Origin of the sequence: Streptomyces roseus, assembly GCF_001044425.1 — a bacterium.
In the GTDB taxonomy this organism is placed as follows: domain Bacteria; phylum Actinomycetota; class Actinomycetes; order Streptomycetales; family Streptomycetaceae; genus Streptomyces; species Streptomyces roseus.
The window spans coordinates 1-14,639 of sequence record NZ_LFML01000043.1; the positions used below are offsets into that span (position 1 = coordinate 1).

At 71.9% G+C, this 14,639-nt stretch carries 14 protein-coding genes; 10 read left to right on the forward strand and 4 right to left on the reverse strand.

What is annotated here, in order from left to right:
* Positions 1 to 84: 84 nt before the first annotated feature.
* Positions 85 to 375 (reverse strand): MTH1187 family thiamine-binding protein, encoded by a 291-nt coding sequence (locus ACS04_RS10960; protein ID WP_048476374.1) that lies wholly within the window; start codon positions 373 to 375, stop codon positions 85 to 87.
* Positions 372 to 722 carry a DUF3817 domain-containing protein gene (locus tag ACS04_RS10965; RefSeq protein ID WP_048476375.1) on the reverse strand — a complete coding sequence of 117 codons (351 nt, stop codon included), beginning with the start codon at positions 720 to 722 and terminating at the stop codon, positions 372 to 374. The genes ACS04_RS10960 and ACS04_RS10965 overlap by 4 nt, the downstream gene beginning before the upstream one ends.
* Positions 723 to 906: 184 nt before the next feature.
* Here ACS04_RS10965 and ACS04_RS10970 point away from each other — a divergent pair, with 184 nt between their 5' ends.
* From ACS04_RS10970 to ACS04_RS40400, 5 genes are all read left to right on the forward strand, one after another.
* Positions 907 to 1,545, forward strand: a complete 639-nt coding sequence (locus ACS04_RS10970) for an AIM24 family protein (protein WP_048476376.1) — start codon at positions 907 to 909, stop codon at positions 1,543 to 1,545.
* Entirely contained in the window at positions 1,545 to 2,195 is a 651-nt protein-coding gene (locus ACS04_RS10975) for an AIM24 family protein (protein WP_048476377.1), read from the forward strand. The genes ACS04_RS10970 and ACS04_RS10975 overlap by 1 nt, the downstream gene beginning before the upstream one ends.
* Entirely contained in the window at positions 2,192 to 3,022 is an 831-nt protein-coding gene (locus ACS04_RS10980; protein ID WP_425337813.1) for an AIM24 family protein, read from the forward strand. The genes ACS04_RS10975 and ACS04_RS10980 overlap by 4 nt, the downstream gene beginning before the upstream one ends.
* A gap of 64 nt (positions 3,023 to 3,086) precedes the next feature.
* On the forward strand, positions 3,087 to 3,563 hold the full coding sequence (locus ACS04_RS10985; protein ID WP_048476451.1) for a MarR family winged helix-turn-helix transcriptional regulator: 477 nt from the start codon (positions 3,087 to 3,089) through the stop codon (positions 3,561 to 3,563).
* A 172-nt stretch (positions 3,564 to 3,735) separates the two neighbouring features.
* Positions 3,736 to 3,810, forward strand: a complete 75-nt coding sequence (locus tag ACS04_RS40400) for a 50S ribosomal protein bL37 (RefSeq protein ID WP_099895366.1) — start codon at positions 3,736 to 3,738, stop codon at positions 3,808 to 3,810.
* 70 nt (positions 3,811 to 3,880) lie between these two features.
* Here ACS04_RS40400 and meaB read toward each other — a convergent pair whose 3' ends face one another.
* A complete protein-coding gene (gene meaB / locus ACS04_RS10990; protein ID WP_048476379.1) occupies positions 3,881 to 4,840 on the reverse strand; it encodes a methylmalonyl Co-A mutase-associated GTPase MeaB in 960 nt (319 codons plus the stop codon).
* A gap of 48 nt (positions 4,841 to 4,888) precedes the next feature.
* Positions 4,889 to 6,094 carry an acetyl-CoA C-acetyltransferase gene (locus tag ACS04_RS10995; protein ID WP_078864635.1) on the reverse strand — a complete coding sequence of 402 codons (1,206 nt, stop codon included), beginning with the start codon at positions 6,092 to 6,094 and terminating at the stop codon, positions 4,889 to 4,891.
* A gap of 136 nt (positions 6,095 to 6,230) precedes the next feature.
* On the opposite strand from ACS04_RS10995, the gene mce reads away from it, so the two are divergent.
* The 5 genes from mce (at position 6,231) to ACS04_RS11020 (ending at position 14,483) form a co-directional block, all read left to right on the forward strand.
* Positions 6,231 to 6,659 carry a methylmalonyl-CoA epimerase gene (gene mce, locus ACS04_RS11000; RefSeq protein WP_048476381.1) on the forward strand — a complete coding sequence of 143 codons (429 nt, stop codon included), beginning with the start codon at positions 6,231 to 6,233 and terminating at the stop codon, positions 6,657 to 6,659.
* Positions 6,660 to 6,852: 193 nt separating this feature from the next.
* Positions 6,853 to 11,388 carry a polarized growth protein Scy gene (scy, locus tag ACS04_RS11005; RefSeq protein WP_048476382.1) on the forward strand — a complete coding sequence of 1,512 codons (4,536 nt, stop codon included), beginning with the start codon at positions 6,853 to 6,855 and terminating at the stop codon, positions 11,386 to 11,388.
* Positions 11,389 to 11,581: 193 nt separating this feature from the next.
* The gene (locus ACS04_RS11010; RefSeq protein ID WP_030153801.1) at positions 11,582 to 12,520 is read left to right on the forward strand and encodes a coiled-coil domain-containing protein; all 939 of its coding nucleotides are present in this window, start codon (positions 11,582 to 11,584) and stop codon (positions 12,518 to 12,520) included.
* A gap of 161 nt (positions 12,521 to 12,681) precedes the next feature.
* Positions 12,682 to 13,701 carry an ABC transporter ATP-binding protein gene (locus ACS04_RS11015; RefSeq protein ID WP_048476383.1) on the forward strand — a complete coding sequence of 340 codons (1,020 nt, stop codon included), beginning with the start codon at positions 12,682 to 12,684 and terminating at the stop codon, positions 13,699 to 13,701.
* A gap of 2 nt (positions 13,702 to 13,703) precedes the next feature.
* Complete coding sequence (locus tag ACS04_RS11020; RefSeq protein WP_048476384.1) at positions 13,704 to 14,483, forward strand: ABC transporter permease; 780 nt, start codon at positions 13,704 to 13,706, stop codon at positions 14,481 to 14,483.
* The last annotated feature ends 156 nt before the right edge of the window (positions 14,484 to 14,639 follow it).

Below are 14,639 nucleotides of genomic sequence, written 5' to 3' on the forward strand. Positions count from 1 at the left end.
GCGCACCGGGCGGGCGGACATGACGGAAACGGTGAGCTTCATCGGGGTGTGACAGTTGGACGGCCGAGATCGACAGGACAGGTTCTAGGCCAGGTGGCGCTCCACCGTCTCCACCTTGGACGTCAGGCCGCCGACCACCCCGGGGCGGATGTCGGCCTTGAGGACCAGCGACACCCGCGGCGCCCTCTCCTCCACGGCCGCCACCGCGCGCTTGACCACGTCCATCACCTCGTCCCACTCCCCCTCGACGGAGGTGAACATGGCGTCGGTGCGGTTCGGCAGTCCCGAATCCCGTACGACGCGCACCGCGTCGGCCACGTACTCGCCGACCTCTTCGCCGACCCCCAGCGGGGTCACCGAGAACGCGACGATCACGCTGCGTTCGCCGCCTCGCGCCGGGCGCGGGCCGCCATGACGCTGTCGGCCTCCTCGCGCTTGAGGAGCTTGTCGCCGTACAGGCCGCCGAAGGGCAGCAGCGCCAGCAGGAAGAACAGGGCGACCCTCTTGACCGGCCACTTCGCCTTGTTCCACACGTCCAGCAGGAAGACCGCGTAGATGACGAACAGGATCCCGTGCAGGATGCCGAGCGGCATCATCAGGTAGTCGATGTCGGAGATCCGGCTCAGCACCGATCCGAAGATCAGCAGGGCCGGGAACGACAGCGCCTCCGGTACGGAGATGAGGCGCAGCCGGTGCAGGGCGGAAGCGGTCTTGATGTCCACGATGAGCCTTCGGGGTGGTGGCCGGGGGTCCGTTCCAGTCTCTCAGCCGCCGTGCCGGATCTTGCGGCGGGGCCGCCGCGGCCGGTGGGGCGCCGGGGTGTCCCGGGTGTGTGAGATGCCGCAGTCGCCGGATATCGGCCACCGGGCCCTGTTCGCCTCCGCCCGCTGCCGATAACGTCATCCCGTGGCTCAGTTCCGACTCCAAGGCAGCAAGGTGCTCGCCGTCGACCTGACCGGGGACGCCGTGAAAGCGAAGAACGGCTCCATGGTCGCGTACGACGGCCAGATGGCCTTCAAGAAGATGACCGGCGGCGGCGAAGGCCTGCGCGGCATGGTGACCCGTCGGCTGACGGGTGAGCAGATGACCGTGATGGAAGTGCAGGGGCACGGCACCTGCTTCTTCGCCGACCGCGCGAGCGAGATCAATCTGGTCAACCTGCGCGGCGAGAAGCTGTACGTGGAGTCCAGCAACCTCCTGTGCACCGACGCCGGCCTGCGCACCGGCACCACCTTCACCGGCCTGCGCGGCGGGGCGACGGGCAACGGCCTGTTCACCACCACCGTCGAGGGCAGCGGGCAGGCGGCGATCATGTCCGACGGACCGGCGGTGGTGCTGCGCGTCAGCTCCCAGTACCCGCTCTCCGTCGACCCGGGGGCGTACATCGCGCACACCGGGAACCTCCAGCAGTCCTTCCAGTCGGGGATCAATTTCCGCACCCTGATCGGCGAGGGCTCGGGCGAGGCGTTCCAGATCCGCTTCGAGGGCGAGGGCCTGGTCTACGTGCAGCCCAGCGAGCGCAACACCATCGGGGGCGACATCTGATGCCGTTCCGCGAGCTCAACTCGAAGATGGTCGAGGCCCAGGTGATCCCGGGGCAGAAGATGTTCAGCCAGCGCGGCGCGATGCTCGCGTACCGCGGCGAGGTCTCCTTCACCCCGAGCCTGACCGGTGGTCAGGGCGGGGTGATGGGCATGATCGGGCGCCGCGTGGCGAACGAGCAGACCCCGCTGATGTCGGTCGAGGGCAGCGGCACCGTGATGTTCGGCCACGGGGGCCACCACATCCAGGTGATCAACCTGACCGGCGAGACCCTGTACGTGGAGGCCGACCGGCTGCTCGCCTTCGACGGCACGCTCCAGCAGGGCACGATGTTCATGGGCTCGCAGGGCGGGGTCATGGGCATGGTCCGCGGCCAGGTGACCGGCCAGGGCCTGTTCACCACCACCCTCAAGGGGCACGGCTCGGTGGCGGTGATGGCCCACGGCGGGGTCATCGAGCTCCCCATCACCCCGAACCGGCCGATCCACGTCGACCCGCAGGCGTACGTGGCCCACCACGGGGACGTCAGGAACAAGCTCTCCACCGCGCTCGGCTGGCGGGACATGGTGGGGCGCGGCTCGGGCGAGGCGTTCCAGCTGGAGCTGTCGGGTCAGGGAGCGGTGTACGTACAGGCCTCGGAGGAGAAGCTGTGAATTTTGGCCCCGTGACGGGCGGACCCGGCGCCCCGACGGTCTTCGACCCGCACTCGCTGCCCTCCGACGACAACGTGAACGCCTACACCTTCTGCGTGGAGCTCAAAGGGAGCCAGTGGTTCCTGCAGAAGGGCAAGATGATCGCCTACTACGGGCGCATCGACTTCAACGGCGTCGGCAACGGCCGCTTCGACCGGCTCCTGCGCACGAGCTTCCACTCGCCGATGCACGCCGCCGACTGGGTGGTGGCCGAGGGCCAGGGCAAGATGCTGCTGGCCGACCGGGCCTTCGACGTGAACTCGTACGACCTGGACGACGGGAACCTGACGATCAGGTCGGGCAACCTGCTGGCCTACCAGCCCTCGCTCGCCCTGAAGCAGTCGATCGTGCCAGGATTCCTGACCCTGATCGGAACCGGGAAGTTCGTGGCGGCGTCCAACGGGCCGGTGGTGTTCATGGAGCCGCCGCTGCGCGTGGACCCGCAGGCGCTGGTGGGCTGGGCGGACTGCCCGTCCCCCTGCCACCACTACGATCACGGCTACATGTCGGGCGTCATCGGCGGGCTGCGCTCGCTGACCGGCATCGGCGGCAGCTCCGGCGAGGAACACCAGTTCGAATTTGTCGGTGCGGGGACGGTGCTGCTGCAATCGTCGGAGATGCTGATGGCGGAGCAGGCGATCGGAACCGTCGGCGCCGGCGCCGAGGCGGCGGGCGTGCCCGGTGCCGGTTACGGGGGCGGGCACGGGCAGCAGGGTCCGCTGGGCCAGCTGGGCGTGCCGCGGATGCCGGGGCAGCTGGGTGACATCCAGCGGCGTCTGGGACTCTGACATATTCCACCATTCTTCTTTGTACGTAATTCAACTTCTTAGGTAGAGTTCAGTCATGGAGACCATGGAGACCGAGACGGCCACCCGCTGGCTGACCGAGGCCGAGCAGTGCACCTGGCGCACCCACCTGGACGTCAGCCGGCTGCTGATGCACCAGCTGGAAAAGGATCTCCAGCCCTTCGGGCTCACCATCAACGACTACGAGATCCTGGTGAACCTCTCGGAGTCCGAGGGCCGCCGGATGCGGATGAGCGATCTCGCGACGTCGACGCTCCAGTCCAAGAGCCGGCTGTCCCACCAGATCACCCGCATGGAGACCGCGGGCCTGGTCGTCCGGGTGAACTGCGAGTCCGACCGCCGGGGGCTGTACGCGGTCCTGACCGACGAGGGCATGGAGCTCATGCGGAAGGTCGCCCCGCACCACGTGGCGTCCGTCCGCCGGCACTTCATCGACCTGCTGTCGCCCGAGGCCCTGGCTGCGCTGCGCGCGTCGCTGGAGCCGGTCGCCGGCCACCTGCGGGACGAGCGCGGCAAGGCCTGACACGGGCGGGCCGGGGCGGCGGGCCCGCGGCCGCCCCGGCCCGCGCGGGCGCGTCGGCCGCCGCTGCCGCTGCCGCCGCCCGGAACGGTCTGCGGGTTCCCGTGCGGACCCGATCGGGCGCCCCTAGACTGGCGAACGCCCGGATTACCCCGATCGTCGAGGGAGTGGCGTCATGGCCAAGCGCGGCAACAAGAAGCGAGCACGCAAGAAGAAGAAGGCGAACCACGGCAAGCGTCCCAACGCCTGACCGTCCGCCCGCAGACGTACGAGAGCCGCGCCCCGGAAGACCGGGGCGCGGCTCTCGCGCGGAACGGGCGTCAGGACTCCGTCAGCGTCGCCAGGAGCGTGTCCGCGGCCGCGTACGGGTCCAGCTCGCCGGCCGCCACCCGGCCCGCGAGGGCGTCGAGGTGCGCGTCCCCGCGCACGTCCGCCATCCTGGCCCGCAGGGCCGTCACCGCGATGGTCTCCACCTCGCGCGCGGCCCGGACCGTACGGCGCTCGGCCAGCACCCCGCGCTCGTCCATCCACGCGCGGTGCTTCTCCAGGGCCTCGACCAGCTCGTCGATGCCCTGGCCGCGCGCCGCGACCGTCTTGACGATGGGCGGCCGCCAGTCGCCCGCGCCCCGGGACTCCCCGAGGCCCAGCATGTGGTTGAGCTCCCGGGCGGTGGCGTCGGCGCCGTCGCGGTCCGCCTTGTTCACCACGTACACGTCGCCGATCTCCAGGATGCCCGCCTTCGCGGCCTGGATCCCGTCGCCCATCCCGGGGGCCAGCAGCACCACCGAGGTGTCGGCCTGCGCGGCGATCTCCACCTCGGACTGCCCGACCCCGACCGTCTCGACCAGGATCACTTCGCAGCCGGCCGCGTCCAGCACCCGGATCGCCTGCGGGGCGGCCCAGGCCAGGCCTCCCAGGTGGCCGCGGGTGGCCATGGAGCGGATGTAGACCCCCGGGTCGGAGGCGTGGTCCGACATCCGGACCCGGTCGCCGAGCAGCGCACCGCCGGAGAACGGCGAGGACGGGTCGACGGCGAGGACGCCGACCCGCTTGCCGGCCTTGCGGTACGCGGAGACCAGGGCCGAGGTGGAGGTGGACTTGCCGACGCCCGGGGAGCCGGTCAGGCCCACCACGTACGCCCCGCCCGTCAGCGGGGCCAGGGCCGCCATCACCTCGCGCAGCTGCGGGGACGCCCCCTCGACCAGCGAGATCAGCCGGGCCACCGCTCTCGGCCTGCCCTCACGCGCCTGGGCCACCAGCTGGGGGACGTCCACCGTCATACGTGCTGCGCTCCTCGGTTCGGGTAGGGAAGGGCCGGCGGGCCGGGACTACTTCTTCTTCGGGACGCGGACGATCAGGGCGTCGCCCTGGCCGCCGCCGCCGCACAGCGCGGCCGCGCCGGTCCCGCCGCCCCGGCGCGCCAGCTCCAGGGCCAGGTGCAGCACCACGCGGGCGCCGGACATGCCGATCGGGTGGCCCAGGGCAATGGCGCCACCGTTGACGTTCACCCGTTCCGGGGTCACGCCGAGATCCTTCATTGACTGCACGGCGACCGCCGCGAAGGCCTCGTTGATCTCGATGAGGTCCAGGTCGGAGACCTGGAGCCCCTCCTTCTGCAGGGCGTGCAGGATCGCGTTCGACGGCTGCGACTGCAGCGAGTTGTCGGGACCGGCCACATTGCCGTGGGCGCCGATCTCGGCGATCCACTCCAGGCCGAGCTCCTCGGCCTTCGCCTTGCTCATCACGACCACGGCGGCGGCGCCGTCGGAGATCTGCGAGGAGGTGCCGGCGGTGATCGTGCCGTCCTGCGCGAACGCGGGGCGCAGCTTGCCGAGGGACTCGACCGTGGTCTCCGGGCGGATGCCCTCGTCCTGGGCGAAGAGGACCGGGTCGCCCTTGCGCTGCGGGATCTCCACGGGGACGATCTCGGCCTCGAAGACGCCGTTCTTCTGCGCGGCGGCGGCCCGCTGGTGCGAGGCGGCGGCGAACTCGTCCTGCGGGGCGCGCTCGATGCCCAGGCGGCTGTTGTGCTTCTCGGTGGACTCGCCCATCGCGATGTGCTCGAAGGCGTCGGTCAGACCGTCGTAGGCCATCGCGTCGAGCATCTCGATCGCGCCGTACTTGAATCCCTCTCGGGACTTCGGCAGCAGGTGCGGGGCGTTGGTCATGGACTCCTGGCCGCCCGCGACCACGATGTCGAACTCGCCCGCGCGGATGAGCTGGTCGGCCAGCGCGATCGCGTCGAGGCCGGAGAGGCACACCTTGTTGATCGTGAGCGCCGGGACGTTCATCGGGATGCCGCCCTTGACCGCCGCCTGGCGCGCCGGGATCTGGCCCGCACCGGCCTGGAGCACCTGCCCCATGATCACGTATTGCACCTGGTCACCGGCGATGCCGGCCCGCTCCAGAGCGGACTTGATGGCGAACCCGCCGAGATCGGCGCCGGAGAAGGACTTCAGCGAGCCGAGCAGCCGCCCCATGGGCGTGCGGGCCCCGGCGACGATCACTGACGTGGTGTTGTTCGTTCCGGACATGGAGCACAGCCCCTTGAAGATGAGGGTGAACGAGGGTTTACATGAATGTACTGAGCGGTACCCGCGTCGTCACCGGGCAGTCGGTGTGATCGCTGGCACGTTGCGTGACCGCCCTCCGCAGCGGTGCACTGGTCCCATGCTGACAAGAATCGACCACATCGGGATCGCCTGCTTCGACCTGGACAAGACCGTCGAGTTCTACCGTGCCACGTACGGCTTCGAGGTCTTCCACACCGAGGTCAACGAGGAACAGGGCGTCCGCGAGGCCATGCTCAAGATCAACGAGACCTCCGACGGCGGCGCCTCCTACCTCCAGCTCCTCGAACCCACCCGCGAGGACTCCGCGGTGGGCAAGTGGCTGGCCAAGAACGGCGAGGGCGTGCACCACATCGCCTTCGGCACCGAGGACGTCCTCGGCGACTCGGAGGCCATCCGCGGCAAGGGCGTCCGGGTCCTCTACGACCAGCCCCGCACGGGCTCGATGGGCTCCTCGATCACCTTCCTGCACCCCAAGGACTGCCACGGAGTCCTCACCGAACTGGTCACCTCGAACCCCGACCACTGACGGACCCCTGATGGCCCGATTCCCCGGCCGGTAGAGTGGCCATGGCTCGGCCGGGGTTCGGTGCGGAGACGGGGTCGGGGCCTGTGACCCCTGCCCCGGTATCTGACACCATTCCCCCGGGGGCGTCGTTCAGCGGGCGAGCGATGCTCAATTGGGAGTGAGCTTGCGACCAGGGGACGGATGGGACCGCGCTGTGCGGGGCTACGAAAGCCAGGAGAGCCATCAGGCTGAAGCCGACCATCTCTCGCGCTTCGAAGCCGAGATGGAGCGGCTGAAGAAGGAGCGCGGGAAGGCCGTCCAGCACGCCGAGGACCTCGGCTACCAAGTCGAGGTGCTGCGCGCCAAGCTCCACGAGGTGCGCCGCAATCTGGCGTCCCGCCCCGCCTACGACAGTGCGGACATGGGCTACCAGGCGGAGCAGCTGCTCCGCAATGCCCAGATCCAGGCCGACCAGATGCGCTCGGACGCCGAACGCGAGCTGCGCGAGGCCCGGGCGCAGACCCAGCGCATCCTGCAGGAGCACGCCGAGCACCAGGCGCGCCTCCAGGCCGAACTGCACGCGGAGGCCGTCAACCGCCGCCAGCGTCTCGACCAGGAGCTCAACGAGCGCCGCCAGACCGTCGAGGCGCACGTCAACGAGAACGTGGCCTGGGCCGAGCAGTTGCGCTCCCGTACGGAGGCGCAGGCCCGCCGGCTCCTGGACGAGTCCCGCGCCGAGGCCGAGCAGTCCCTGAACGCGGCCCGCGCCGAGGCCGCCCGCGTCGCCGAGGAGACCCGCCGCCGGCTGACCGCCGACGCCGAGGCCGCCCGCGCGGAGACCGAGGCGACCCTGCTGCGCGCCCGCAAGGAAGCGGAGCGGCTGCTGACCGCCGCCTCCGCGCAGGCCCAGGAGGCCACCGAGCACGCGGAGCGGCTGCGCAGCAGCACCACCGCCGAGGCCGAGCAGACCCGGCAGCAGACCCTCGACCTCGGCCGGGTGGCCGAGCAGCGGGTCCAGGAGGCCGACGGCGCCCTGCGCGCGGCGCGCGCCGAGGCCGAGAAGCTCCTCGCGGACGCCAAGGAGAGCGCCGCCCGCCAGCTCGCCTCGGCGGAGTCGGTGAACGAGCAGCGCACCCGCACCGCCAAGGAGCAGGTGGCCCGGCTGGTCGGCGAGGCCACCAAGGACGCCGAGGCCCTCAGGGCCGAGGCCGAGCAGGCCCTCGCCGACGCCCGCGCCGGCGTGGAGCGGCTGCGCGCCGAGGCCGCGGAGCAGGCCCGTGCGGCGGCGGCCGAGGACACGGCCGCCCAGCTGGCGAAGGCGGCCCGCACGGCCGAGGACGTACTGAACAAGGCCTCGGAGGACGCCCGGGCCACCACCCGCGCCGCCTCCGAGGAGGCCGAGCGGATCCGCCGCGAGGCCGAGTCCGAGGCGGAGCGGCTGCGCGCCCAGGCGGCGGCCACGGCCGACGAGCTCAAGGGCGCGGCGAAGGACGACACCGAGGAGTACCGGGCCCGGACCGTCGAGCTCCAGGAGGAGGCGCGGCGGCTGCGCGGCGAGGCCGAGCAGCTGCGCGCCGAGGCCGTCGCCGAGGGCGAGCGCATCCGCGGCGAGGCGCGCCGCGAGGCCGTCCAGCAGATCGAGGAGGCGGCCCGGACCGCCGAGGAGCTGCTGGGCAAGGCCAAGTCGGACGCGGACGAGCTGCGCGGCGGCGCGCGCGCCGAGAGCGAGCGGGTCCGCGCGGAGGCCGTCGAGCGGGCCACCACCTTGCGGCGGCAGGCCGAGGAGACGCTGGAGCGCACGCGCGCCGAGGCGGAGCGGCTGCGCGGCGAGGCCGAGGAGCAGGCGGAGGCCGTACGGGCCGAGGCCGACGCGGCGGCGCGGGCGCGGCGCGAGGAGACCGAGCAGGCCCTCGCGGCGAAGCGGGCGGAGGCCGACGCGGAGCTCGTACGCCTCCACGCCGAGGCCGAGAGCCGGCTGGGCACGGCCGAGGAGACGCTGCGCGACGCCCGCGGGGCGGCGGAGAACATCCGGCGGGAGACCGCCGAGGAGGCCGACCGGCTGCGCGCCGAGTCGGCGGAGCGGATCCGTACCCTCCAGGCGCAGTCGCAGGCGGAGGCCGACCAGCTGCGCACGGACGCGGCGGACGACGCCGGGCGCACCCGCGCGGAGGCCGAGCAGGTCGCCGTACGGCTGCGCAGCGAGGCGGAGTCCGAGGCGGAGCGGGTGCGCGCGGAGGCGCAGGAGACCGCGGACCGGCTGCGCGCCGAGGCGAAGGCCGCCGCCGAGCGGGTCGCCGGGGAGGCCGCGGAGGCGCTGGCCGCGGCGCAGGAGGAGGCCGCCCGGCGCCGCCGGGAGGCCGAGGAGACCCTCGCGTCGGCCCGTACGGACGCCGACAACGAGCGGGCGCAGGCCCGCGAGCAGAGCGAGGAGCTGCTGGCCTCGGCCCGCAAGCGCTCCGAGGAGGCGCAGGCCGAGGCGGCCCGCCTGACCGACGAGGCGGAGCGGCGCGCCGCGGAGCTGGTGTCGGCGGCCGAGGCCACCGCGCAGCAGGTGCGGGACTCGGTGGCCGGTCTGCGCGAGGAGGCCGACGAGGAGATCGCCGGGCTGCGCAGCGCCGCCGAGCACGTGGCGGAGCGTACGAGGACGGAGGCCGAGGAGGAGGCCGCGCGGGTCCGCGCGGACGCCTACGACGAGCGCGAGCGGGCCACCGAGGACGCCAACCGGATCCGGACCGAGGCGCGGGCCGAGACGGACGCGGCGAAGGCGCTGGCCGAGCGCACGGTCGGCGACGCGATCGCCGAGGCGGAGCAGCTGCGGAGCGACACCGCCGAGTACGCGCAGCGCGTGCGTACGGAGGCGACGGACGCGCTGGCCGCGGCCGAGCGCGACGCGGCCCGCACCCGGGCCGACGCCCGGGACGACGCGAACCGGATCCGCGGCGAGGCGGCGGAGGCCCTGGAGTCCTCGCGCGCCGAAGGCGGCCGGATCGTCGCGGAGGCGACGGCACAGGCCGAGCGGCTCACCGGCGAGACCGAGGCGGCGAACGCCGCGACGCTCGCCGAGGCTGCGGCGGAGGCCGAACGGCTCACCGCCGAGGCGGCCGAGGCGGCGGACGCCACCCGCGCCGAGGCGGCGGCCACCTTGGACGAGGCGCGTTCCGAGGCCAACCGGCTGCGCAGCGACGCCGCGGAGCAGGCGGACCGGCTCATCACCGAGGCCGCGTCCGAGGCGGACCGGCTCACCGAGGAGACGCGCGCCGCGAACGAGGCCGCGCTCGCGGAGGCGACGGCGAAGGCCGAGCGGCTCACCCGGCAGGCCTCCGACATGCTGGCCGCGGCCGAGCGGGACGCGGCGCGGGTCCTGGTCGACGCCCGCAACGAAGGCGACCGGCTGGTCGACGAGACGCGCGCGGCCAACGAGGCCACGGTCGGCGAGGCCGCGGCCGAGGCCGAGCGGCTGCGCGCCGAGGCGGCGCGGACCCTGGACGACGCCCGTGCGGAGGGCGGCCGGATCATCGGCGAGGCCACCGCGGAGGCCGACCGGGTCACCGTCGCGGCCAACGAGACCTTGGCGAGCGCCGAGCGGGAGTCGCAGCAGACGCTCGACGACGCGCGCGCCGAGGCTGCCCGGCTGCGCACCGAGGCGGCCGAGCAGGTGGACCGGCTCATCACGGAGGCGGCGGCCGAGGCGGACAAGCTCACCGAGCAGACCCGCAAGGACAACGAGCGCACGGTCGGCGAGGCCCGGTCCGAGGCCGAACGGCTGCGTGCGGAGGCCTCGGAGGCCCTGGCCTCGGCGCAGGAGCACGCGACCCGTACCCGCTCGGAGGCCGAGCGCGTCAAGGCCGAGGCCGCGGCGCAGGCGGAGCGCACCCGCACGGAGGCCCGCGCGGAGTCCGAGCGGTTGCTGGACGAGGCCCGCGAGGAGGCCAACAAGCGCCGCAGCGAGGCCGCGGAGCAGGTGGACCGGCTCATCACCGAGGCGGCGGCCGAGGCGGACAAGCTCACCGGCGACGCGCAGGCGCAGGCCCTGGCGGCGACGACGGCGGCCGAGGAGCAGGCCGACGCGATGGTCGACGCGGCCCGCAAGGAGGCCGCGCGGATCTCCTCGGAGGCGACGGTCGAGGGCAACTCCCTGGTGGAGAAGGCCCGTACGGACGCGGACGAGCTGCTGGTCGGCGCGCGCCGCGACGCGGCCGCCATAAGGGAGCGGGCGGAGGAGCTGCGCTCCCGCGTCGAGGGCGAGGTCGAAGAGCTGCACGAGCGGGCCCGCCGGGAGTCGGCCGAGCAGATGAAGTCGGCCGGCGAGCGCGTGGACAAGCTGGTGCGGGCGGCGACCGAGCAGAGCGTCGAGGCCGAGGCGAAGGCCAAGGCACTGGTGTCGGACGCGAGCAGCGAGGCGAGCAAGGTCCGCATCGCGGCCGTGCGCAAGGCGGAGGCGCTGCTCAAGGAGGCCGAGCAGAAGAAGGCCGAACTGGCCCGGGAGGCCGAGAAGGCCCTCGCGGAGGCAAAGGCGGAGGCCGAGCGTCTGGTCGACGAGGGCCGCCGTGAGCTGGAGGTCCTGGTGCGCAGGCGCGAGGACATTCAGGCGGAGATCTCCCGTGTCCAGGACGTTCTTGAGGCGTTGGAGTCATTCGAGGCACCTTCGGGCGGCGGGAAGCCGGTGGTCGGCGGTCAGGGCGCGGGGGGCGTGAAGGCGGGAGCCTCGGCCGGTTCCACCCGTTCGGGTGGCAAGGCGTCGGAGGGCTAGCAATCGATCAGGTTGTGTGGTCCTGATGAAGGTTCAGCCGAACGAGTGACAAGCATTCTGTCGCCTTGCCACTCAAAAGGGGTGTCATTGTCCAGATCAAACGTGGATTGACTCGATGACACGCCGCTCGGGCGCCTAGGATTCCCCTAACACCTCACGTAGCACCTCATCGGTCTCATTCGACAGGAACCCCATGAGCGACACTTCCTCCCCCTTCGGCTTCGAGCTCGTGCGGCGTGGTTACGACCGCGGTCAGGTGGACGACCGCATTACCAAGCTGGTCTCCGACCGCGACAGCGCCCTTGGACGAATCAACTCTCTGGAAAAGCGGATCGAGGAGCTGCACCTCGAAACGCAGAACGCCCAGGCCCAGGTGAGCGACGCAGAGCCGTCGTACGCCGGCCTCGGTGCCCGGGTCGAGAAGATCCTGCGCCTGGCCGAGGAGGAGGCGAAGGACCTGCGCGAGGAGGCCCGTCGCGCGGCCGAGCAGCACCGCGAGCTCGCCGAGTCGGCTGCCCAGCAGGTGCGCAACGACGCCGAGTCGTTCGCCGCCGACCGCAAGTCGAAGGCGGAGGACGAGGGCGTCCGCATCGTCGAGAAGGCCAAGGGCGACGCCTCCACCCTGCGCGCCGAGGCCCAGAAGGACGCCGCCTCCAAGCGCGAGGAGGCCGACGCCCTGTTCGAGGAGACCCGCGCCAAGGCCGCCCAGGCCGCCGCGGACTTCGAGACCAACCTGGCCAAGCGCCGCGAGCAGTCCGAGCGCGACCTGGCCTCGCGTCAGGCCAAGGCCGAGAAGCGCCTCGCCGAGATCGAGCACCGCGCCGAGCAGCTGCGCCTGGAGGCCGAGAAGCTGCGTACGGACGCCGAGCGCCGCGCCCGCCAGACGGTGGAGACCGCCCAGCGCCAGGCCGAGGACATCGTCGCCGACGCCAACGCGAAGGCGGACCGCATCCGCAGCGAGTCCGAGCGCGAGCTGGCGGCGCTCACCAACCGCCGCGACTCGATCAACGCCCAGCTCACCAACGTCCGCGAGATGCTGGCGACGCTGACCGGCGCGGCCGTCGCGGCAGCCAACCCGATCGTCGACGACGAGCCGGTCACCCGCGGCGTTCCGGCTCAGCAGAGCCGCTAGTCCGGGCGCCGGTACGAGCGGTAGCCCACGCGGGAGTTCACCGGCGGTCGACCGGTCGGACGGCCGCCGTCCACCGGCCCGTGGACGAACGTCCTGCCCGAGGGCCCTATGTCACCTGTTTGAGGTGGCGTGGGGCCCTCGGGCGTTCTAGCGTGAGCGGCATGATCGAGCTTGAGGGCCTTACCAAACGATTCGGCGCGAAGACCGCCGTGGACCACCTCAGCTTCCAGGTCAGACCGGGGGTGGTGACCGGCTTCCTCGGCCCCAACGGGGCGGGGAAGTCCACGACCATGCGCATGATGCTCGACCTCGACAACCCGACCAGCGGTACGGTCCGGATCGACGGGAAGCACTACCGGGACCTGCCGGAGCCGCTGAAGCACATCGGTGCGCTGCTGGACGCGAAGGCCATGAACGGCGGCCGCAGCGCTTACAACAACCTTCTCTGCCTCGCCCAGTCGAACCGCATCCCGGAGCGCCGGGTGGCGGAGGTATTGGATCTTGTCGGGCTGACGCCCGTGGCGAAGAAGAAGTCGAAAGGATTTTCGCTGGGCATGGGCCAGCGGCTGGGAATCGCCTCCGCGCTGCTGGGCGACCCGGAGATCCTCATGTTCGACGAGCCCGTCAATGGTCTGGACCCGGAGGGAATTCTCTGGATCCGAAATCTCATGAAGGGCTTGGCGGCCGAGGGACGGACGATCTTCGTCTCCTCCCACCTGATGAGCGAAATGGCGCTGACCGCGGACCATTTGATCGTCATCGGCCAGGGAAAACTTCTGGCCGACATGTCCATGGCTGATTTCATTCACGAGAACTCGCGCAGCTACGTCCGGCTGCGTTCCCCGCAGCAGGAGCGGCTCAAGGACGTCCTGCACGAAGCGGGCATCGACGCCATCAGCGTCCCGGCCACCGGCGCGCTGGAGATCGACGGCGTCGCCGCGGAGCGGCTCGGCGAACTGGCCGCGCAGCACCAGATCGTGCTGCACGAACTCAGCCCGCAACGGGCCTCACTGGAGGAAGCGTTCATGCGCATGACGGCGGACTCCGTCGAGTACCACGCCCACGCACCGGGCGCCCCGGGGCTGCCTGCGGGACCCGGCGCCGCGGACAACCCCGTCCGGCCGGCCGACGTCCCCGCGTGGGGCGCCGGGTACGAGGCGACGCGCAAGGGCGGCGAGTGACCATGTCCTCCTTCCCCGCCGTCCTCCGGTCCGAGTGGACCAAGATCCGTACGGTCGCCTCGACCACGTGGACGCTGGTCGCGGCGCTGGTGGTCACGGTCGGCGTGAGCGCCGGCCTGTGCGCCGTCTTCAACGCCACCTTCAACGACATGCCGAAGGAGCAGCAGGTCACTTTCGACCCGACCCTGGCCAGCTTCGCGGGCATGACCCTCGGCCAGCTCGCCATGATCGTCTTCGGTGTGCTCGTGGTGGGCACCGAGTACAGCTCGGGCATGATCCGCACCTCGCTGGCCGCCGTACCGCGCCGGGGGAGCTTCCTGGCCGGCAAGCTGATCGTGGCGACCGGCCTCGCGCTGGTCGTCGGCCTGGTCACCAGCTTCCTGTCCTTCTTCCTCGGACAGGCGATCCTGGGTGACCGCAGCATCGGCATCGACGAGCCCAACGTCCTGCGCGCCGTGATCGGCGCCGGCCTCTACATGGCGATGATCGCCCTGTTCTCGATGGGCGTGGCGACGATCCTGCGCAGCTCGATGCTCTCGCTCGGCATCCTGATGCCGTTCTTCTTCCTGGTCTCGACGATCCTCGGGGCGGTCAGCGCGACCCGCAAGGTCGCCCAGTACTTCCCGGACCAGGCGGGCTCCAAGATCATGCAGGTGGTCCCGGGGGCGATGGACAGCGGCGAGGCCCCCTACGGGCCGTGGGGCGGCTTCGGGATCATGGCGCTGTGGGTGCTGGCCGCCGTACTCGGCGGCTACCTGGTGCTGAGGAAGCGCGACGCCTGATCCCCGCGGACCCGAGGCGTCCGCCCTGCGGCGGACGCCTCGGGTACTACGGGTCATCCCCGGGTCGGATTCAGGGGCAGCTCAGGGATCGGGCCGGGGTGGAACCGTAGGCGACTCGATATCCTCTTAACCCTTACGCGGACGAAAGTCGTCCGG